This window comes from Mycobacterium sp. 852002-51971_SCH5477799-a (assembly GCF_001667145.1).
Taxonomy (GTDB): domain Bacteria; phylum Actinomycetota; class Actinomycetes; order Mycobacteriales; family Mycobacteriaceae; genus Mycobacterium.
Genome location: NZ_LZIF01000083.1, coordinates 1 through 19241, shown reverse-complemented (window position 1 = coordinate 19241; position 19241 = coordinate 1). Strand labels below are relative to the sequence as shown.

Here is a 19241-nt window from a genome sequence, read left to right as displayed (position 1 = left end):
AGACTGGGTCGACAACGGTTGAAGGAGATCATGCAGTGAGTACCGCCCACCCGAGCAACGGGCGAACCGGAACGGCGCGCGTCAAACGCGGCATGGCCGAGATGCTCAAGGGCGGCGTCATCATGGACGTCGTCACCCCCGAGCAGGCCAAGATCGCCGAGGCCGCCGGCGCCGTCGCCGTCATGGCGCTGGAACGGGTGCCCGCCGACATCCGCGCGCAGGGCGGCGTGTCGCGGATGAGCGACCCCGACATGATCGAGGGCATCATCGCCGCGGTGACCATCCCGGTGATGGCCAAGGCGCGCATCGGCCACTTCGTCGAGGCGCAGATCCTGCAGAGCCTGGGCGTGGACTACGTCGACGAGTCCGAGGTGCTCACCCCCGCGGACTACACCCATCACATCGACAAGTGGAAGTTCACCGTGCCGTTCGTGTGTGGGGCGACCAACCTCGGTGAGGCGCTGCGCCGCATCAGCGAGGGCGCGGCCATGATCCGCTCCAAGGGCGAAGCCGGCACCGGTGACGTCTCCAACGCCACCACGCACATGCGGGCGATCGGTGGCGAGATCCGCCGCCTGACGTCGTTGTCGGAAGACGAGTTATACGTCGCCGCAAAGGAATTGCAAGCACCCCACGACCTGGTCGTGGAGGTGGCCCGGGCGGGCAAGCTGCCGGTCACGCTGTTCACCGCGGGCGGCATCGCCACCCCGGCCGATGCGGCGATGATGATGCAGCTCGGCGCCGAGGGCGTGTTCGTGGGTTCCGGGATCTTCAAGTCCGGCGATCCCGCCGCGCGCGCGGCCGCGATAGTCAAGGCCACCACCTTCTACGACGACCCCGACGTGCTCGCCAAGGTGTCGCGCGGGCTGGGCGAGGCGATGGTCGGCATCAACGTCGAGCAGATCGCGGAGCCCCACCGGCTGGCCGAACGCGGCTGGTAAAAACAGTCCGTGGCGATCGAAGAGATCCTTGATCTCGAGCAACTCGAGGTCAACATCTACCGTGGTCGGGTTTTCAGCCCGGAGTCGGGCTATTTCCAGCGCACGTTCGGCGGTCACGTGGCCGGGCAGTCGCTCGTCTCGGCGGTTCGCACCGTGGACCCCCACTACCAGGTCCACTCGCTGCACGGTTACTTCCTGCGGCCAGGCGACGCCAACGAGCCCACGGTGTTCATCGTCGAACGCACCCGCGACGGCGGGTCGTTCGCCACCCGGCGCGTCAACGCCATCCAGCACGGCGAAATCATCTTCAGCATGGGGGCGTCCTTCCAGACCGACCAGGAGGGCATCCACCACCAGGACGTCATGCCCGCCGCCGCGCCGCCGGACGGCCTGCCCGGCCTGGACTCGATCAAGGTGTTCGACGACGCCGGATTCAAGCAGTTCGAGGAGTGGGACGTCTGCATCGTGCCCCGAGAAAAGCTGCGGCTCTCGCCGGGCAAGGCCTCCCAACAGCAGGTGTGGTTCCGCCACCGTGACCCGCTGCCCGACGACCCGGTGCTGCACATCTGCGCGCTGGCCTACATGAGCGACCTGACGCTGCTGGGATCGGCGCAGGTCAACCACCTCGACGTGCGCGAGCACCTACAGGTGGCGTCGCTGGACCACGCCATGTGGTTCATGCGGGCGTTCCGGGCCGACGAGTGGCTGCTCTACGACCAGAGCTCGCCGTCGGCCAGCGGCGGCCGCTCGCTGTGCCAGGGCAAGATCTTCACCCAATCCGGTGAGATGGTCGCGGCGGTCATGCAGGAGGGGCTGACCCGCTTCAAGCGCGGGTACCAGCCGACCAACCAGTGAGCGCGCCGCGGATCGGGGTCCTGGCGCTGCAGGGCGACACCCGCGAGCACCTGGCGGCCCTGCGCGAGGCGGGAGCCGAGTCGATGCCGGTGCGCCGGCGCAGCGAGCTCGAATCGGTCGACGGTCTGGTCATCCCCGGCGGGGAATCGACCACCATGAGCCACCTGCTGCTCGACCTCGACCTGCTGGAGCCCTTGCGCGGCCTGCTCGCCGACGGGCTGCCCGCCTACGGCGCCTGCGCCGGGATGATCCTGCTGGCCAGCGAGATCCTCGACGCCGGCGCGGGCGGGCGTGCGGCACTGCCGCTGCGTGCGATCGATATGACGGTGCGGCGCAACGCTTTTGGGCGACAGGTCGATTCGTTCGAGGGTGACATCCCGTTCGCGGGGCTGAGCGATCCGGTGCGCGCGGTATTCATCCGCGCCCCCTGGGTCGAGCGCGCCGGTGACGACGTCGAGGCGCTGGCCAGCGCGGCCGGCCACGTCGTCGCGGTGAAGCAGGGCCGAAAGCTGGCCACGGCGTTTCACCCCGAGATGACCGGCGACCGGCGCATCCACCACCTGTTCGTCGACCTCGTCACTGGCTGACGATCGACCCAAATCCGGGGCCGACCGGGCATGATGTGCCCATGGCAGACATCAGACGGGGAGGCCTGCGCCGCGCCGCGAAGTTGGCGAGCTTGCCGGCCGGGGTGGCCGGCCGCGCGGCCCTGGGCGTCGGTAAGCGGATGACGGGCCAATCCAAGGACGAGGTCAACGCCGCGCTTTTGGAGAAGGCCGCCGACGAAATGTTCAAGGTGCTCGGCGAGCTCAAGGGCGGCGCCATGAAGGTCGGACAGGCGCTGTCGGTGATGGAGGCCGCGATACCGCCGCAATTCGCCGAACCATTCCGCGAGACCCTGGTCAAGTTGCAGAGCGAGGCCCCGCCGCTGCCCGCGGCCAAGGTGCACCGGGTGCTGGACGCCCAGCTGGGCATCAAGTGGCGGGACCGTTTCCAATCCTTCGACGACATCGCCGTCGCTGCGGCGAGCATCGGGCAGGTGCACAAGGGCGTGTGGAGGGACGGGCGCGAGGTCGCCGTCAAGATCCAATATCCGGGCGCCGACGAGGCGTTGCGCGCGGATCTCAAACTGATCCAACGGTTCAGCTGGATCGCCAAGCAGGTCGTACCGGGCGCCGACGTGGACCGGCTGGTGGCCGAGATCAACGACACCTTGGAAGCCGAATTGGACTATCGCCGGGAGGCCGAGAATCAGCGCGCCTTCGCCCTGGCCTTCGCCGGCGATCCGAAGTTCGCGGTGCCGGCCGTGGTTGCCAGCGCGCCGAAGGTCATGGTTTCGGAGTGGGTGGACGGTCGGCGTCTGTCCACGGTCATCGCCGAGGGGACCAAGGCCGAGCGCGATTCCGTGGCCGGGTTGTTGATCGAGTTCACCCTCAGCGCGCCCGCGCGGGTCGGCCTCGTGCACGCCGATCCACACCCGGGCAACTTCATGCTGCTGGCCGATGGTCGGCTGGGTGTCATCGACTTCGGTGCCGTCGCCGAGCATCCCGGTGGGATCCCGGCCGGCTTCGGCGAGCTGCTGTGCCGGGCGCGCGATGAACAATGGGACGAAGTGATCCGGCTGCTGAAGGAGCTCGGGTTCATGCCGGCCGGCTACGAACTGACCGCCGAACAGCTGGTGGAGTACCTGCAGCCGTTGTGGCCCTACATCGACCCGCTGCGGTCCGGCGAGTTTCACTTCACCCGCAAATGGTTTCGCAAGTCGGCGTTGGTCACCACCGATCCGCTGGCCGACGGATTCGGCGACCGGTTCAAGATGGCCCGGCAGATGACCATCCCGCCCGGCTACGTGATGTTGCTGCGCACCCTCGGCGGCTTGCTGGGCGTGGCCGTGCAACTCGACGCCACGACGGCGTACGCCGAACTGATCGAGCGATGGGTGCCGGGATTCTTCCCGCCTGGCGGTGTCCCGCCGGCGTCCACGTAGACTCGTCGGCGAACTTTACGTAACAGAAGAGGTAGAACACACCGATGAGCGGCCATTCCAAGTGGGCCACCACCAAACACCAGAAGGCCGTCAAGGACGCACGCCGCGGCAAGGAGTTCGCCCGGCTGATCAAGAACATTGAGGTCGCCGCCCGTACCGGCGGGGGGGACCAGGCGGGCAACCCGACGCTGTACGACGCCATCCAGAAGGCGAAGAAGACCTCGGTGCCCAATGACAACATCGAGCGTGCCCGCAAGCGCGGCGCGGGCGAGGAAGCCGGCGGCGCCGACTACCAGACCATCATGTACGAGGGCTACGGACCGAACGGCGTGGCGGTCTTGATCGAGTGCCTCACCGACAACCGCAACCGGGCGGCCGGCGAGGTCCGGGTGGCGGTGACCCGCAACGGTGGCAACATGGCCGACCCCGGCTCGGTGTCCTACCTGTTCACCCGCAAGGGCGTCGTCACCCTGGAGAAGAACGGCCTGACCGAGGACGACGTGCTGACCGCCGTGCTCGAAGCCGGCGCCGAGGACGTCAACGACCTCGGTGAGAGCTTCGAGGTCATCTCCGAACCGACGGACCTCGTCGCGGTGCGCACGGCGTTGCAGGACGCCGGCATCGACTACGAATCGGCCGAGGCGAGCTTCCAGCCCTCGGTCAGCGTGCCAGTCGACGTCGAGGGAGCGCGGAAGGTGTTCAAGCTGGTCGATGCGCTGGAGGACAGCGACGACGTGCAGAACGTCTGGACCAACGTTGACCTGTCCGACGAGGTGCTGGCCGCCCTCGACGAGGAATAGTTCGCTTTCGCCGAGCGTGCACTCAGGGCGAGATTCAGGCCGATTTTTCGCCATCAGTGCACGCTCGGCGTGACCAAGGCAACTGCCAGAAACTACTCGTACCCGTGCCGCATGTCCTCGACGATGCGCGGATTGTCCAGGGTCGACGGCTCCACCGGCCGCGGCCCGATGTCGCCGGAGAAGACGCCCGCGGCGTCGAGCACCTGCTGGTTGAGGTAACGCAGCGGCGGCGCATTGGTGGGCACCTTCGGTGCGGGTGCGACGCCGGCGCGCTGCGCCAGGGCGAATCCCCAGTCGCCGAACGTGGGCACGTGCACGTGATACGGCGTGACCGCATAGCCGGCCGCAAGGATCGTCGATACCGTGCGCCAATACGCCGTCGGCGTGGAGAAGGGACTGCCCGCCTGCACCACCATCAGGCCACCGGGCGCGAGCGCGCGGGCGACCAGCGCGTAGAACTCCGCGGAGTACAGCCGGCCCAGCACGGGTGTGTCGGGGTCGGGAAGGTCGACGATCACCGCGTCGAAGCGGTCCACGTTCGGCCCGCGCAACCAGTTCATCGCGTCCTCGGTCAGCACGGACACCCGGGGGTTGTCCAGCGAGCCGCCATTGGCCACTCGCAGCGTGGTGCGCGCGACGTCGATCACCGCGGGGTCGAGCTCGACCTGCACGATCCTGGAAATGCCTGGCTGGCGCAGCAATTCGCGCGCCGCCAGGCCGTCTCCGCCGCCGAGCACCAGCACCGAATGGGCGCCGTTGCCGAGGGCGGGATAGACGAGGCTCTCGGTGTAGCGGTATTCGTCTCGGGTGGAGAACTGCAGCCCGCCGTTGAGATACAGCCGGGTGTCGTTGCCGCGGCGGGTCACCACGATCTCTTGATAGGCCGTGTGCCGGTAGACGATGATCGGGTCGGCGTAAAGCCTTTGCCTGCTTGTTGTTTCGATGTCGCCCGAACGCAGCAGGAGGGTGGCGAGTAGCGCGACGGCGGCGGCCAGCGCGCAGATCGCCAGCACCAGCTGCCGCGTCGAAACCACTTGGCGCAACAGGAAAATCGCTACGACCGCGGCGGCCGCCAGGTTGATCATGCCGGTGGCGGCCGCACCGCGGATCATCCCCAACTGCGGCAGCAACAGGAACGGCCAGACCAGGCCGCCCAGCAGCGCGCCCAGGTAGTCGGCGGCGTTGAGGTTGGCCAGCGTCCGCCCGGCATCGGCCGCACCGGCTGTCCGGCCACCTTGCAGCAGCGTCATCAGCAGCGGCACCTCGGCACCCACCAGACCACCGATGAGCGCCGTGCTCAGCGCGAGCACCCACGTCGACCCGTCCACGAACGCGAACACCACGTACAGCGCGGCCGCCGACAGGCCACCGATGATGCCCAGCAGCGCCTCGACGGCGATGAAGGTGATCGCGGCGTGCGCCAGCAAGGGTTTGACCAGCAGGGCGCCCACGCCCAGCGCGGCGATGTAGCCCGCGACGATCAGGGAGGTGGCGACGATCCCGCCGCCATCCAGACTGGCTGAGAGCGTCAGCAGCGCGAGTTCGTAGATGATGCCGCAGGCCGCGCACGCGGCCACCGCGGCCAGCAGCAGCGCCCGCCATCGACCCGAGGGCCCCGCGGACGGCGCCGCCTCGGGCGGCCGCACATCGACAGCGCTCATGACACCGCCGCGGCGGTCACCCCTCCCACCGCGAGCAGTATCAGCGCCACGGCGAACGATCCCGGATGCAGCTCCGGCTCGTCGATGTGTTCGTGGAAGCTGCCCGGAATCAGCAGGTGCATCGTCAGCAGCGCTATCCCCAGCAGGATCACGCCCATCAGCCCGTACACCGCCACGCCCAGGAGTCCCTGGCCCAGCTGGCTGTAGCTGTTGGCGATGGCGGTGATGATGACGACGGTCAGGGCGACGTACATCGCGCCCGCGACCACCACGGCGTTGGGGCGGCGGTCGATGAACACCAGCTGGCGCAACTTCCCCGGGGTCAGCACGTCGACCGCGTAGAACCCGATGAGAAGCACGGCCATGCCGACGACGAAGTACAGAATCGTGGCGACCGCGCCTTTCAGCACGGGATTGAGGTCGACGGTGCCGATCTCGACGGCAAGGTACATGGTGCTCTCCTTTGCGTTCACTTGATTCCGCCGGGGCCGCCGGGAGTGCCTCCGGCGCCGCCCGACGGGGATCCGGGGGAAAATCCGGGGCCCAGGAAGATGAAGGCGCCGTGGCTGTATCCGGCGCTCAGCGGTTCGACGCGGATGCTGCACTCATAACCGCCGTCGGGGCCGACGATCACGATGTTGTTGCTGTAGCGCAGGTACTCGGTCTTGCCGTTGTCGGCTCGCGCGTCGGGTTGGGCGTAGTCGGCCAACGTGTCGGCGACCTGTTCGAGCGAACCGGTGCACTGGTAGCGGGTCCCGTTCGCGTCGCGGGCGTACTCGTGATAGTGGCCGGCCACGTACGACGCAATGTTCTTCTGTAGCAGGATGATTCCGAAGATCAGGCACGCCACGGCGGCTGCGCCCAGCACTCCGGCGATCACGAACAGGCGGTTGCGGCTCACGGGTGCCACCGGCTGGCCGTGCGAACCACCGTGCCGCCACCCGTCAGACGTCCGGGATAGAGGTGCCAGGTCTGCCAGCGCCAGCCGGCGCCGTCGGGTTCGGCGGCCAGCACGGTCAGTGCGGCGTCATCACCGGGAAAGGTGCCGCCGAGCCAGCCCGCCCGGCGCGCGCAACGGCCGCGCAGGTCCTGCGCGAGCCGGCGAAAGCTCGCCTCGTCGTGGGCGTCGGTACGCGACTGCAGACTGTAGCCGGGCGCGTCGGTGCGCTCGGGCAGGTCGGCCCCGAGATTGCGTGCCGTGCAAGAGATTTCCTCGGAAAACCGGCCGCCGGCGTGCTCGACCGCGACGACATGTGACGCGCCGAGCACGCCCAGCAACAGCGTGGCGCCACCGGCGGGGTGGTCCAGGCGGCAGCTGGCCAGCGGCGCGGGCACCGGCTCGTTGAGCGCGAGTCCCAGCCTTTCCCCGGATACGTCGGCCGGAGTCACGGCGAGTTGATGAAGGGGCACCGACCTGACCTCGTGCCCTACGCCGAGCTGGGTGGGGGTGCCGAATACACGGTGATCTCGCCCGGCGAGACGGACTTGCCCGTCGATACCTCCCAGGGCATGTCCGGGGCCCAGCGCTCGAACGAGAGCAGCGCCGACTCGTCGGCGTTGGTGCAGTCGACGAACTCCATCTCGCCGCCGGCCGGCAGGCCGGTGGTGCCTTCGGTCGTGTAGGAGGCGCGCCCGCGCTCGGACTCATGGAACGTGACGCCGTCGACGACGTATTGGTCGCCGGGCCGCAGTGATATGTCCTTGCGCTTGACCCACATCGCCAGCTCCAGGCGTCCGTCGTCCTCCTCGACGCTGAACCAGAGCGGCTGGTCGCCGCCCTCCAGCAGGTGCTCCCACCACACGAAAGGTCCTTCGCGGTAGGTGACCGAACCGCGCACGATGTAGTCGATGCCGCTGTAGCTGACGATGGCGCCGGGGCCCAGTTGACGCGGACCGAACTGCGGCATCGCGTCGGAGGAGAGCGGGTCCTGGCGCCCGCCTCGCTGGGCCGGCTGCTTGGGTCGTCGCAAAGCCACCACCAGCACCACGATGGATGCGATGAAGAGCACCACGGCGATCATGACCAGCAGAGATCCCACGCCAACCCCTCCGTTGCCACGTTGCTCGAGCGAACGTGGGGCTAAAGCTAACAGCTTTTCGGCGGAATCGGCGACGTAACGTCGCCGCTGGAATCGGCCGCGCCGCCGCGTGTCGCGCCCGCGCGCGTCGGCGCCGGCCGCTAGGGTATCGAACAGCTGTTCTACTAGGTGGGAGCGGGAATGCGGGTGATGGGCGTCGATCCCGGCCTGACCCGATGTGGTCTGTCGGTCGTCGAAACCGGGCGGGGGCGCACGGTCGTCGCGCTCGATGTCGACGTGGTGCGCACGCCCTCGGACGCGCCGCTCGCCGAGCGGCTGCTGACGATCAGCGATGCCGTCGAGCACTGGCTGGCCACCCACCAACCGGACGTCGTGGCGATCGAGCGGGTGTTCTCCCAACTCAACGTGTCGACGGTGATGGGCACCGCCCAGGCCGGCGGCGTCGTCGCGCTGGCCGCGGCCAGACGCGGCATCGACGTGCACTTCCACACCCCCAGCGAGGTCAAGGCCGCGGTCACCGGCAACGGCGCGGCCGATAAGCTCCAAGTCACCGCCATGGTCACCAGAATCCTTGCGCTGCAAGCCAAACCGACACCGGCCGACGCCGCCGACGCGCTGGCGTTGGCGATTTGCCATTGCTGGCGCGCGCCGATGATCGCCCGGATGGCCGCGGCGGAGGCGATGGCCGCCGAGCAGCGGCGAAAATACAAGGCCACCTTGGATGCCAAGCTGAAGGCCGCGCGATGATCGCCTCGGTGCGCGGCGAGGTTCTCGAGGTGGCGCTCGATCACGTGGTGATCGAGGCCGCCGGCGTCGGCTACCGGGTGAACGCGACCCCGTCGACGCTGTCCACGTTGCGGACCGGGACCGAGGCGCGGCTGATCATCGCGATGATCGTCCGCGAGGACTCGATGACGCTGTACGGCTTCACCGACACCGACACCCGCGATCTGTTCTTGACGCTGCTGTCGGTGTCGGGGGTCGGGCCGCGGCTCGCGATGGCGACCCTGGCCGTACACGACGCCGGGGCGCTGCGCCAAGCGCTGCACGACGGCGACGTCACCGCGCTGACCCGGGTGCCCGGAATCGGCAAGCGCAGCGCCGAACGGATGGTCCTGGAATTGCGCGACAAGGTCGGCGCCGGCTTCGCGGCCGGAGGAGCGTCGCCCGCCGCGGGCCTCAACGGCCACGCGATACGCGGGCCGGTGGTGGAGGCGCTGGTCGGACTCGGTTTCGCCGTCAAGCAGGCCGAGGAGGCCACCGACAAGGTGCTGGCCACCGACCACGACGCCAGCACGACGGCCGCCCTGCGCGCCGCCCTGTCGATGCTGGGTAAGTCCCGATGACGGACGACTACGAGGAACGAGAGGTTTCCCCGGCACTGACCGTGGGTGAGGGCGACGTCGACGTCAGCCTGCGTCCGCGCTCGCTGCGCGAGTTCATCGGCCAGCCGCGGGTGCGCGAGCAACTGCAGCTCGTCCTCGAAGGCGCCAAAAACCGCGGCAGCACACCGGATCACATCCTGTTGTCCGGTCCGCCGGGGCTGGGCAAGACGTCACTGGCGATGATCATCGCGGCCGAGCTCGGGTCCTCGCTGCGGATGACGTCGGGGCCCGCGTTGGAACGCGCCGGTGACCTGGCGGCGATGCTGTCCAACCTGGTCGAACACGACGTGCTGTTCATCGACGAGATCCACCGCATCGCCCGGCCCGCCGAGGAGATGCTGTACCTGGCCATGGAGGACTTCCGGGTCGACGTGGTGGTCGGCAAGGGTCCCGGGGCTACGTCGATTCCGCTGGAGTTGGCGCCGTTCACCCTGGTCGGCGCGACCACCCGGTCCGGCGCGCTGACCGGCCCGCTGCGCGATCGGTTCGGTTTCACCGCGCATATGGACTTCTACGAGCCCTCCGAGCTGGAGCGGGTGCTGGCGCGCTCCGCCGGGATCCTGGGCATCGAACTCGGCGGCGACGCGGCCGAGGAGATCGCCCGGCGCTCGCGCGGAACACCGCGGATCGCCAACCGGTTGTTGCGCCGGGTTCGCGACTTCGCCGAGGTGCGCGCAGACGGTGTGATCACCCGCGATGTCGCCAAGGCCGCGCTGGCCGTCTACGACGTCGACGAGCTGGGCCTGGACCGGCTGGACCGGGCGGTGCTTTCGGCCCTGACCCGCAGCTTCGGGGGCGGACCGGTCGGGGTGTCGACGCTGGCGGTGGCAGTGGGCGAGGAGGCCGCCACCGTCGAGGAGGTCTGCGAGCCGTTCCTGGTGCGCGCCGGCATGGTCGCGCGCACGCCGCGAGGCCGGGTGGCCACCGCCCAGGCCTGGACACATCTCGGCATGACCCCGCCGGCCGGGGTGACCGGCTTCGGCCAGGCCGGCCTGTTCGACTAGCGACGCCCGAACAATTCGCGGCCAAATCGTGACCTTTGCGCCGAGCCCGGGCCCGAGGCGCGTCCGCCCCGGGGTTTGGCCAGCTCAGACCCGCCCGCGCCGTCCATCGCACGGCCTCGGGCGCGCCGGCCGCGCCTCACCCCAGCGGCCTCAGCAAACGCCTGGGCACCGCGTGAGCGGTTACACCCCAACACCGTAGGGTAACCAGCCCCACAGCAGTCATACCTGTCTGAAGGAGGTTCCGATGAGGACCACGAGCCGAGACTACGGTCGCCCCCGCGCGCTGTACATGCCACGTACCCGCGGCGCGCTAACCGGGTTACTCCTGATACTTCTGGGTGCGTGGGGTGCGTTGGTGCCCTTCTTCGGGCCCAATGTCAACTGGGCGTATATGGCCGATCCGGCCTGGACGTGGACCACGGCCAAAGGCTGGCTGGAGGTGCTCCCCGGGGTGGCGGCCGCGGTGGGCGGCTTGCTGGTGCTGATGTCCGGTAACCGGGCCAGCGCGGTGCTCGGCGGCTGGCTGGCGGTCGCCGGTGGCGCCTGGTTCGTGGTGGGCCGCGCGTTCGCGTCGACACTCGGCATCGGAGACCTCGGTCAACCGATGGCTTCGACGGACCTGAAGCGAGCCCTGCTCGAGGTCACCTACTTCACCGGCCTGGGCGCCCTGATCGTGTTCCTGGGCGGGGCCGCTGTTGCGCGGCTGGCCGTTCGCCACGCGCGAGACGTCGTCGCGACCGAGCCGGCGCCGGTGGCGGGCGAAACCGTGCCCGCGGCCGAACCGGTTATGTACGACGAGGGTCGCGTCCCGGCGGGAGCACAAACCAACGCCTTGGCCGACGAGCCAGCGGACCGCGGGCGCACCGGTGGTGGCCTGTTCCGTCGGCGCTCCGGCGAGGGTGGCCTGTTCCATCGGCGCACCGATGGTGGGGGCCTGTTCCACCGGCACCATCACGCGGGCGCCTGACGCATTAAATCCAGGCGAAGGCACCGGTAGCCGCGGCTACCGGTGCCTGTTCGCGTCAGGCTGGCCGGGGTGAGCGCCGCTCGGTAAAGTTCACCGGCGCCCAGACATGCGGTATCTGGCCGCGTCGCGGTCCCCAACCAGCGAGGAGGGACGATGATCGCCACCGCCTTGGTGTTCGCCGCACTGGCGGCGTTGCTGCACGTCTACATATTTGTGATGGAATCGTTGACCTGGACCTCGCCGCGCACCCGCGCCACGTTCGCCACCACCGAGGCCGAAGCCGAAACCACCAAGCTGCTCGCCTTCAACCAAGGGTTCTACAACCTCTTTTTGGTCGTCGTCACCGGTGTGGGCATCATCGCGGTTGCCTTGGGGCACAAAGGTATCGGAGCGTCGCTCGTCTTCGCCGGCGTCGGATCGATGGCTGCGGCCGCGTTGGTTCTGGTCGCGTCCGACCGCGACAAGGCGCGCGCCGCCGCGACGCAGGGCTCGCTTCCGGCGATCGCCATCGTGCTCCTGGTGCTCGGCCTTCAGTAGTAACACCAGTCCCATCAGCCTCAACAGCCACGGCTGGCGGTCGCTTTCGCTTCCCTTATGGGTTAGTAGTGAAAGGCGCTGGGTAACCACCCCAGGCCGGAAACCGACCCGGTATTCAACGAGGGGATGTCATGAAATACGCAGAAGACGGCCACACCCGCGGGCTGAGTATGCCGCGCTCGCGCGGCGCGGTCAGCGGATTGCTCCTGGTCATCTTGGGAGCGTGGGGGGCGTTAATACCGTTTGTTGGCCCGCACTTCAATTTCGCCTACACACCGGACCGGGACTGGGCATGGAGCACGGCCCGCGGCTGGCTCGAGGTCGCCCCGGGCGCGGCGGCCGTAGTGGGCGGCCTGTTGCTGATCGTCGCCGGAAACCGTGTCGCCGCCGCATTGGGCGGTTGGCTGGCCGTGCTGGCCGGTGTCTGGTTCGTCGTGGGCGGTCAGGTCGCCCCTCTGCTGGGAATCGGCTCGGCCGGTGACCCGATCGCCGCGAGCGATCGCAAGCGCGCGGTGCTCGAGGTTACGTATTTCTCGGGGCTGGGCACGCTGATCGTCTTCCTGGGCGGTGTTGCGCTGGCCCGCACCGCCGCGCGCCTGGCGCGCGACGTGCATCCGGTGGCCGGTGAACGCGCCGCGGCGCCGACCGTTGATCCGTACCGGGAGTCGACTTACGACGAGCCGGCCGAGGTCTCTTCGGGTGCGCTGACCAAGCCGCGATACGCGGCCGACGCCCAGCCCAAGCGGGGATGGCGTCGTAACCGCGCCGGTGCGGGGGCCGGTGGCAACGCCGCGTACCTGCGCTGGCCGCACCCGCAACAATAGACTTGCGCACAGACAAGCCGCCCAGCCCTAAAAGGGCTGGGCGGCTTGCTGTTTGGCCTACCTCAGAGCAGTCCGAGCAATTGCAGGTTGGTGATGTACTTGACGATGACCGGTGTCGACACGTGCGGAATGTCTTTGTCGGGACCGATCTTCGCTTCCTGCACCGCCGCACGGAATACATCGGTGGGTGCCATCGAGCCGTTGATCGGCTTTTCCGGCTTCTGGTAGTTGTGCAACAGCGGCAGCAGCGAGTACTGACGCTGCCGATCCGGCAGGGCCCGCAGCGAGGTCTCGAACCGCCGCAGCCATTCGGAGTAGTCGGCGATGCGCTCGATCGAATAGCCGGCCTCGACCAGCCAGTCGATGTACTCGTCCAGGCCGATGCCGTCGTCGTACGGGTTCATCACGTGGTAGGTCTGGAAGCCGGTGTCGCTGTCGGTGATCTGCGTTCCCAGCGTCGAGATCGCCGCGGCGATGAACTCGACCGGCAGACCGTCGTAGTGTGCCCGCTGCCGGTTGCCGTCGGCGTCGAGCTCGTAGAACGAACCGGGCGCGATACCGGTGGCGACCAGGCTCAGCATCAGGCGGGTGAACATGTCCGGCAGGTTGAGCTGTCCGGCATAGGTGGTGTCGGCCAGGATCATGTCGCAGCGGAACACCGTGGCGGGCAGCCCGCACAGGTCGTGTGCCTCACGCAGTAGCACCTCGCCGGCCCACTTGCTGTTGCCGTAGCCGTTGGCGTAGTTGTCGTTGATCTCGCGGGTGGCGCTGATCTGCCGGATGTCGGCGTTCTCGACGAACGTGCCCGGCTTGATCTGGTCGCCCACACCGATCGTCGACACGTACGTGTAGGGCTTTTGCTTCGACGTCAACGCAATCCGGATCAGCTCCGCGGTGCCCAAAGCGTTGGGCCCGAACAGCTCGCTGTAGGGCAACACGTGGTTCACCAGCGCCGCCGGGTCGACGATCGCGTCGACCTCATCGGCCAGCCGCTGCCAGGTCTGCGGGTCCAGGCCGAGGTTGGCCTCACCCTTGTCGCCCGCGATCACCTCGAGGTGGTCGGCGGCCAGCTTCTGGTAGTGCGCCAGCAGTTTCGGGTCGCCGCTGTCGAAGGTCTTGTCCAGCCGGGCCCGCGCCTCCTCATCAGACTTGCCGCGCACCAGGGCGATGACCTTGCCGCCGACCATGTCCATCCGCTCGAGCCAATCCAGTGCCAGGTAGCGGCCCAGGAATCCGGTCGCACCGGTCAGCAGCACAGTGCGCACCTCGGTCGCCGGCTTCGGCAGGCTCGGCGCGGCGGCCAGGGTCGCCTCGTCGATGAACTTGTCCAGCGTGAGATCACTGGCGTGCACCGTGGTGGCGCCACGCCCGTGCACGGCGGCGAACGTCGGCCGCTTGGAGCCCTGCAGCTCGGCCTCGATGTAGGCGGCGATGGCCGCCAGGTCGTTGGCCGGGCTGACGATGACACCCACCGGGACGTCGACATCGAAGATCTCGCGCAGCAGGTTGCCGAAGGTCAACGCCGACAACGAGTCTCCACCCAGATCGGTGAAGTGGGCGTCGGGGGACAGGTCGCTGGTCGCGGCCCCCAGCATGGCGGCCGCGGCCCGGCTCACGGTCTGCAGCACCGGCGCGTCGGCGCCGCTGCGGCGCAGCTCGGCCAGCTCGTTGGCCTGCCCTGCGGCCAGGTCGGCGTAGATCTGCTCGAGCCGTTCGCCGTAGTGCTGCTTCAACTTCGGCCACGCCAGCTTGCGGATCCCGGTCAGCAGACCGTTTTCCAGCGTGAACGGGGCCGTCTCGATGATGAAGTCGCGCGGCACCTCGTAGGATTGCAGGCCGGTCTCCTTGGCGACCTTCTGCAGCGAGTCGGCGATCTTCGGCTTGAGCGACTCGATGTCGTTGTCCGCCAACGCCTCTTGAGTCGGCACCACGACGGCCAGCAGGTAGGGCTGAGAGCTGTTGCCGTAGACGTAGATCTGGCGGATCAGCGGGCTGTTGCCGAACACCGCTTCCAGTTTGGCCAGCGTCACGAACTCGCCCTGCGCGAGCTTCAGCACGTTGTTGCGGCGGTCGACGTACACCAGCCGGTCCGGACCGATCTCGGCGAACACGTCACCGGTCCGGTAGTAGCCGTCGTCGTCGAAGACGTTGGCAGTCGTTTCGGCCCGCTTGTAGTAGCCGGGGAACATGTTCTCGGTCCGCAGCAACAGCTCACCGCGCGGATGCGGGCGGTCGGTGCTGAAATAACCCAGATCCGGAACGTCGACCAGCTTGTAGTCGATCACCGGCGGACGCTGAATCTCCCCGTCGAACAACACCATTCCGGCCTCGGTCGAGCCGTAGCCGTCCATCAGGTGCATCTGCAGCAGCGACTCGGCCCACTTCTTCAATTCCGGTGAGGTGGGTGCGGAGCCCGTCATCGCGAAGATGAACCGCCCGCCCAGCAGGTACTGGCGCTGTTCGTCCAGAACCGCGGCCTCGACCACGTCGCGGTCCGCGCCGTCGGCCAGACGACGCTCGACCTGGCGTTGGAATTCGCCGTACAGCGTCTCCCAGATGCGCGGGACGAAATTCAGCTCGGTGGGGCGCACCAGCTCGAGGTCCTCGAGCAGGGTGGACAGGTCGCTGCGGGCCGCGAAGTAGGCGGTGCCGCCATTGCCCAAGGTGCCGTAAAGGATTCCGCGTCCCATGACGTGGCTCATGGGCATGAAGTTGAGGGTGATCGATGCGGCGCTCTCGCCGAACCAGTTCTTGCTGCCGCGGCGCCACATCTTGCCGACGTTGCTCTGCGGGTACATCGCGCCCTTGGGCGCGCCGGTGCTACCGGAGGTGTAGATGAGCAGCGCCAGCGAGTCCTCGTCGGTCTCCGGCTCGACGGCGGCCGGTAGGTCCTTGCCGCGGCGCAGCACGTCGGCGAGCGCCTCGACGACCACGTCGGTGCCGGCCAGCCGCGCCACGGCGCCGTCCACGGCCTCGCGCTGGTCGTCAACCTCGGGGTGGTAGTCGAACACGACGAGCTTGCCGGGCACGTGGTCGCCGGCCAGGATCAGCTCCACGGCGTCGGTCAGCTGGTTGACGCTCGACGCGATCAAGCTGGGCTCGGTCTCGGCCACGATCGGCTGCAGCGACGTGATCGCCGCGCTGGTCTGCAGCGGCACCGACACGGCTCCGATGGTGGCCAGCGCCATGTCGACGGTGGCGTAGTCGACGCTGTTGAAGCCCAACACGCAGACGCGGTCGCCGGGGCTCACCGAGTCACTGAGCCAGGCCCGGCCGAGCGCCGAAACCCGTTCGCCCAGTTCGCCATACGTGATGGTCTCGAAGCGGGGGAGCAGCTCGGCCGACGTGCGTCCGGTCTTGGCGTCCTTGACGAACTCGACGCCGCGCTGCGCCAGCGCCGGCCGGTCGGCGTAGCCGTCCAGCACGGTCCGAATGATCTGGTGCAGCCGCAGCCCGGGTTGTTCGGTGGCCGCGGTGACCGCGGGGTCCGGTCGGGTGGCGGCGAACTGGGGGTCGTTGGCAATGAGTTCTTCGACGCGACGGTCGAGTTGTTCGTCATGAATAGCGGTCGACATAAACAGATCCCTTGCAAATGAAAGTTAGCGAGTCAATTCGCGCTGTCCGCGCTGACCCATAGAACGTTAGCTAAAGTAACGGTATTCCACCATGATCCAACATTCGTGGTGTTTGTGAGATTGCCCACGTGGAGCCGGGGCTTTTTCAGGTCTTACAGGTCGCCCAGCAGCGCCCCGAGGACGTCGATGCCCTCGGCCAGCAGTTCGTCGCTGATGGTCAGCGGGGGCAGCAGCCGGATGATGTTGCCGTACATGCCGCAGGTCAGGACGATCACTCCGGCGGCGGCCGCCGCGACGGACAGCCTCTGGGCCAAGTCCTTGTCTGGCTCAGCGGTTCCCGATTTCACCAATTCGATGGCGATCATGGCGCCCCGACCACGCACGTCGCCGATCCGGTCGTCGCCGGTCTGCAGGCGCAGCAGTGGTTCGGTGATCAGACGTTCCAACTGCCGGGCCCGATCGATCAATCCGTCATTCTCGATCGTCTCGATGGTGGCCAGCGCGGCCGCACACGCCAGAGGATTTCCGCCGAAGGTGCCGCCCAAACCGCCGACATGCGGCGCGTCCATGATCTGTGCCCGGCCGGTGACCGCCGACAGCGGCAGTCCGTCGGCGATGGCCTTCGCGGTGCAGATCAGGTCGGGCTCGATGCCCTCGTGCTCACACGCGAACATGGCGCCGGAGCGCGCGAATCCCGTTTGCACCTCGTCGGCGATGAACACCACGTCGTTGTCGTGGCACCAGTCCAGCAGGGCGGGCAGAAATCCCTCGGCCGGAACGATGAACCCGCCCTCGCCCTGGATGGGCTCGATGACGAGGGCGGCCAGGTTGTCGGCACCGATCTGGCCGTCGATGACCCTGATGGTGCGCGCGGCGGCCTTCTCCCCGTCGGTGGCCAGTTCCTTGTCGACCAGGCCGTCGCGATAGGGGTAGGACAGGGGCGCGCGGTATACCTCCGGCGCGAACGGGCCGAAGCCGCCCTTGTATGGCATCGACTTGGCGGTCAGCGCCATGGTCAGGTTGGTGCGGCCGTGGTAGGCGTGGTTGAACGCCACGACGGCGGGCTTGCGGGTGTAGGCGCGTGCGACCTTGACGGCGTTCTCGACCGCCTCCGCGCCGGAGTTGAACAGCACGGAGCGCTTCTCACCGGAGCCCGGCGTGATTCGGTTCAGCGTCTCCGCGACGGCGACGTAGGACTCATACGGCGTCACCATGAAGCACGTGTGGGTGAACTCGGCCACCTGCGCGCGGACCGCTTCGACCACTCGGGGCGACGAGTTGCCGATGGTCGTTACGGCGATCCCGGATCCGAGGTCGATCAGCCGGTTGCCGTCGACGTCCTCGATGATGCCGCCGCCGGCACGCGCCACGAATACCGGCGTCGAGACGTTCACCGCGTGCGACACCGCCGCCGCGCGGCGCTTGGTCAGTTCCAGCGATGCCGGACCGGGGATCTCGGTGACGAGCTGGCGAGTCTGCTCGAGGCTGGCCACACATAACTCCTCCCCGCGGCGCGCGGGTCACGTCGCGTCAAAAGCCTATCGAGCTTGACGCCGGCGGGCACTCGGTGCACCGTGGCGGACGGTCGCCGCAGGTGGCCTGCCAGACTGAACGGGCACACTGGACCGTTACGAGGTGCGCGATGCTCGCGGCACCGTTGGTCCCGATATTCACGACGAAAGACAGGCGCGTCCATGCAGAGCTTGATCCTGTTCCTGCCGTTCCTGCTCATCATGGGCGGGTTCATGTACTTGGCATCGCGCCGCCAGAAGCGTGCGATGCAGGCCACCATCGACCTGCACGAGTCGTTGCGTCCGGGCGACCGGGTGCACACCACGTCGGGCCTGCAGGCCACCGTCGTCGAGATCACCGACGACACCGTCGACCTCGAGATCTCACCCGGCGTGGTGACCACCTGGATGAAGCTGGCGATCCGCGACCGGATCCTGCCCGACGACGACGAAGACCTGGCCGACGGCGACGGCTCCGCCGAGGAGGGCTCGATCACCAAGGATTCCTGACGCGGATTCCCCACCCGGCGGACCGCTTGCACAACGGGCAAGTGAGGGCCACGTAGGCTCTGTCCGGGGTAAGTAACCGATTTCAAGGAGATAGAAGGAACGTGGCATCGTCTTCGGCGCCGGTGCACCCTGCCCGCTACCTGTCGATCTTCTTGTTACTGCTCGTCGGGGTCTACCTGCTGGTGTTTCTGACCGGGGACAAGCGGGCCGCTCCCAAGCTCGGCATCGACCTCCAGGGCGGCACCCGCGTCACCTTGACCGCGCGCACTCCGGACGGCTCGAAGCCCAGCCGTGAGGCGTTGGCGCAGGCCCAGCAGATCATCGGTGCCCGAGTCAATGGGCTCGGTGTCTCCGGCTCGGAGGTCGTCGTCGACGGCGACAACTTGATCATCACCGTCCCCGGGAACGACGGCAACGAGGCCCGCAACCTGGGTCAGACCGCCCGCCTCTACATCCGGCCCGTGCTCAACTCGATGCCGGCCCAGAGCGCAGAGCCCAAGCCGCCGGCGCGCCGGCCCGCGGGCGGCCAGCCCGCGCCCGGTCAACCGGCTCCGGGGCAACCCGCTCCCGCTCAGCCCGCGCCCGGTCAGCCGGCCCCCGCTCAACCCGCGCCCGCGCACCCGGGTGCCCAGCCCCGGCCCTATC

Annotated in this window: 19 protein-coding genes and 1 pseudogene; 13 read left to right on the top strand and 7 right to left on the bottom strand. The window is 68.3% G+C overall.

Annotated elements, in window-relative coordinates; translation table 11 throughout:
• Nucleotides 1-35: 35 nt before the first annotated feature.
• Genes pdxS through A5753_RS10395 form a run of 5 tightly spaced genes read left to right on the top strand, consistent with a single transcriptional unit; the run spans nucleotide 36 to nucleotide 4583 of the window.
• Nucleotides 36-941: a pyridoxal 5'-phosphate synthase lyase subunit PdxS gene (gene pdxS / locus A5753_RS10415; protein ID WP_067126751.1), complete on the top strand. Its 906-nt coding sequence runs from the start codon at nucleotides 36-38 to the stop codon at nucleotides 939-941.
• Between the two features lie 9 nt (nucleotides 942-950).
• The gene (tesB, locus tag A5753_RS10410; RefSeq protein WP_067126747.1) at nucleotides 951-1796 is read left to right on the top strand and encodes an acyl-CoA thioesterase II; all 846 of its coding nucleotides are present in this window, start codon (nucleotides 951-953) and stop codon (nucleotides 1794-1796) included.
• A complete protein-coding gene (gene pdxT, locus A5753_RS10405; RefSeq protein ID WP_067126744.1) occupies nucleotides 1793-2383 on the top strand; it encodes a pyridoxal 5'-phosphate synthase glutaminase subunit PdxT in 591 nt (196 codons plus the stop codon). The genes tesB and pdxT overlap by 4 nt, the downstream gene beginning before the upstream one ends.
• A 41-nt stretch (nucleotides 2384-2424) precedes the next feature.
• Nucleotides 2425-3783: an AarF/ABC1/UbiB kinase family protein gene (locus A5753_RS10400; protein WP_067126741.1), complete on the top strand. Its 1359-nt coding sequence runs from the start codon at nucleotides 2425-2427 to the stop codon at nucleotides 3781-3783.
• 44 nt (nucleotides 3784-3827) lie between these two features.
• On the top strand, nucleotides 3828-4583 hold the full coding sequence (locus tag A5753_RS10395; RefSeq protein ID WP_067126737.1) for a YebC/PmpR family DNA-binding transcriptional regulator: 756 nt from the start codon (nucleotides 3828-3830) through the stop codon (nucleotides 4581-4583).
• A gap of 92 nt (nucleotides 4584-4675) precedes the next feature.
• Here the strand turns inward: A5753_RS10395 and A5753_RS10390 are convergent, their stop codons facing one another.
• From A5753_RS10390 to A5753_RS10370, 5 genes are read right to left on the bottom strand one after another with little or no spacing between them, the layout of a single operon-like run.
• Nucleotides 4676-6244, bottom strand: a complete 1569-nt coding sequence (locus A5753_RS10390) for a polyamine aminopropyltransferase (RefSeq protein WP_067126734.1) — start codon at nucleotides 6242-6244, stop codon at nucleotides 4676-4678.
• Entirely contained in the window at nucleotides 6241-6696 is a 456-nt protein-coding gene (locus A5753_RS10385) for a DUF350 domain-containing protein (protein ID WP_067127252.1), read from the bottom strand. Before A5753_RS10385 ends, A5753_RS10390 begins: the two co-directional genes overlap by 4 nt.
• Nucleotides 6697-6713: 17 nt before the next feature.
• Nucleotides 6714-7145 (bottom strand): DUF4247 domain-containing protein, encoded by a 432-nt coding sequence (locus A5753_RS10380; protein ID WP_067127249.1) that lies wholly within the window; start codon nucleotides 7143-7145, stop codon nucleotides 6714-6716.
• Nucleotides 7142-7654: a DUF2617 family protein gene (locus A5753_RS10375; RefSeq protein ID WP_067126731.1), complete on the bottom strand. Its 513-nt coding sequence runs from the start codon at nucleotides 7652-7654 to the stop codon at nucleotides 7142-7144. Before A5753_RS10375 ends, A5753_RS10380 begins: the two co-directional genes overlap by 4 nt.
• Before the next feature lie 17 nt (nucleotides 7655-7671).
• A complete protein-coding gene (locus A5753_RS10370; protein ID WP_067126727.1) occupies nucleotides 7672-8283 on the bottom strand; it encodes a DUF4178 domain-containing protein in 612 nt (203 codons plus the stop codon).
• A gap of 180 nt (nucleotides 8284-8463) precedes the next feature.
• Between A5753_RS10370 and ruvC the strand changes: the two genes are divergently transcribed.
• The 6 genes from ruvC (at nucleotide 8464) to A5753_RS10340 (ending at nucleotide 13000) form a co-directional block, all read left to right on the top strand.
• Nucleotides 8464-9030 (top strand): crossover junction endodeoxyribonuclease RuvC, encoded by a 567-nt coding sequence (ruvC, locus tag A5753_RS10365; RefSeq protein WP_067126724.1) that lies wholly within the window; start codon nucleotides 8464-8466, stop codon nucleotides 9028-9030.
• Nucleotides 9027-9629 carry a Holliday junction branch migration protein RuvA gene (gene ruvA / locus A5753_RS10360; protein ID WP_067126721.1) on the top strand — a complete coding sequence of 201 codons (603 nt, stop codon included), beginning with the start codon at nucleotides 9027-9029 and terminating at the stop codon, nucleotides 9627-9629. The genes ruvC and ruvA overlap by 4 nt, the downstream gene beginning before the upstream one ends.
• Nucleotides 9626-10672 carry a Holliday junction branch migration DNA helicase RuvB gene (ruvB, locus tag A5753_RS10355; protein WP_067126719.1) on the top strand — a complete coding sequence of 349 codons (1047 nt, stop codon included), beginning with the start codon at nucleotides 9626-9628 and terminating at the stop codon, nucleotides 10670-10672. Before ruvA ends, ruvB begins: the two co-directional genes overlap by 4 nt.
• Before the next feature lie 244 nt (nucleotides 10673-10916).
• Nucleotides 10917-11639: a hypothetical protein gene (locus tag A5753_RS10350; RefSeq protein WP_067126716.1), complete on the top strand. Its 723-nt coding sequence runs from the start codon at nucleotides 10917-10919 to the stop codon at nucleotides 11637-11639.
• 153 nt (nucleotides 11640-11792) lie between these two features.
• A complete protein-coding gene (locus A5753_RS10345; RefSeq protein ID WP_067126713.1) occupies nucleotides 11793-12176 on the top strand; it encodes a DUF1304 domain-containing protein in 384 nt (127 codons plus the stop codon).
• 131 nt (nucleotides 12177-12307) lie between these two features.
• Nucleotides 12308-13000, top strand: a complete 693-nt coding sequence (locus A5753_RS10340) for a hypothetical protein (protein ID WP_067126710.1) — start codon at nucleotides 12308-12310, stop codon at nucleotides 12998-13000.
• 62 nt (nucleotides 13001-13062) lie between these two features.
• On the opposite strand, the gene car is transcribed toward A5753_RS10340, so the two are convergent.
• Both car and gabT read right to left on the bottom strand, forming a co-directional pair.
• On the bottom strand, nucleotides 13063-16575 hold the full coding sequence (gene car / locus A5753_RS10335) for a carboxylic acid reductase (protein ID WP_067126707.1): 3513 nt from the start codon (nucleotides 16573-16575) through the stop codon (nucleotides 13063-13065).
• A gap of 152 nt (nucleotides 16576-16727) precedes the next feature.
• Nucleotides 16728-18068: a 4-aminobutyrate--2-oxoglutarate transaminase gene (gene gabT / locus A5753_RS10330; protein WP_067126704.1), complete on the bottom strand. Its 1341-nt coding sequence runs from the start codon at nucleotides 18066-18068 to the stop codon at nucleotides 16728-16730.
• A 201-nt stretch (nucleotides 18069-18269) separates the two neighbouring features.
• Between gabT and yajC the strand changes: the two genes are divergently transcribed.
• Both yajC and A5753_RS10320 read left to right on the top strand, forming a co-directional pair.
• Nucleotides 18270-18596 carry a preprotein translocase subunit YajC gene (gene yajC / locus A5753_RS10325; protein ID WP_067126701.1) on the top strand — a complete coding sequence of 109 codons (327 nt, stop codon included), beginning with the start codon at nucleotides 18270-18272 and terminating at the stop codon, nucleotides 18594-18596.
• A gap of 101 nt (nucleotides 18597-18697) precedes the next feature.
• A pseudogene (locus A5753_RS10320) lies at nucleotides 18698-19241 on the top strand (protein translocase subunit SecD); the annotation flags it as partial.

Coding starts and splice junctions, on each gene's coding strand:
- A5753_RS10385 (WP_067127252.1), bottom strand. CDS start 6,696: ATGTACCTTGCCGTCGAGATCGGCACCGTCGACCTCAATCCCGTGCTG.
- car (WP_067126707.1), bottom strand. CDS start 16,575: ATGTCGACCGCTATTCATGACGAACAACTCGACCGTCGCGTCGAAGAA.
- ruvB (WP_067126719.1), top strand. CDS start 9,626: ATGACGGACGACTACGAGGAACGAGAGGTTTCCCCGGCACTGACCGTG.
- A5753_RS10340 (WP_067126710.1), top strand. CDS start 12,308: ATGAAATACGCAGAAGACGGCCACACCCGCGGGCTGAGTATGCCGCGC.
- A5753_RS10400 (WP_067126741.1), top strand. CDS start 2,425: ATGGCAGACATCAGACGGGGAGGCCTGCGCCGCGCCGCGAAGTTGGCG.
- A5753_RS10350 (WP_067126716.1), top strand. CDS start 10,917: ATGAGGACCACGAGCCGAGACTACGGTCGCCCCCGCGCGCTGTACATG.
- yajC (WP_067126701.1), top strand. CDS start 18,270: ATGCAGAGCTTGATCCTGTTCCTGCCGTTCCTGCTCATCATGGGCGGG.
- ruvA (WP_067126721.1), top strand. CDS start 9,027: ATGATCGCCTCGGTGCGCGGCGAGGTTCTCGAGGTGGCGCTCGATCAC.
- A5753_RS10395 (WP_067126737.1), top strand. CDS start 3,828: ATGAGCGGCCATTCCAAGTGGGCCACCACCAAACACCAGAAGGCCGTC.
- A5753_RS10390 (WP_067126734.1), bottom strand. CDS start 6,244: ATGAGCGCTGTCGATGTGCGGCCGCCCGAGGCGGCGCCGTCCGCGGGG.
- A5753_RS10345 (WP_067126713.1), top strand. CDS start 11,793: ATGATCGCCACCGCCTTGGTGTTCGCCGCACTGGCGGCGTTGCTGCAC.
- ruvC (WP_067126724.1), top strand. CDS start 8,464: ATGCGGGTGATGGGCGTCGATCCCGGCCTGACCCGATGTGGTCTGTCG.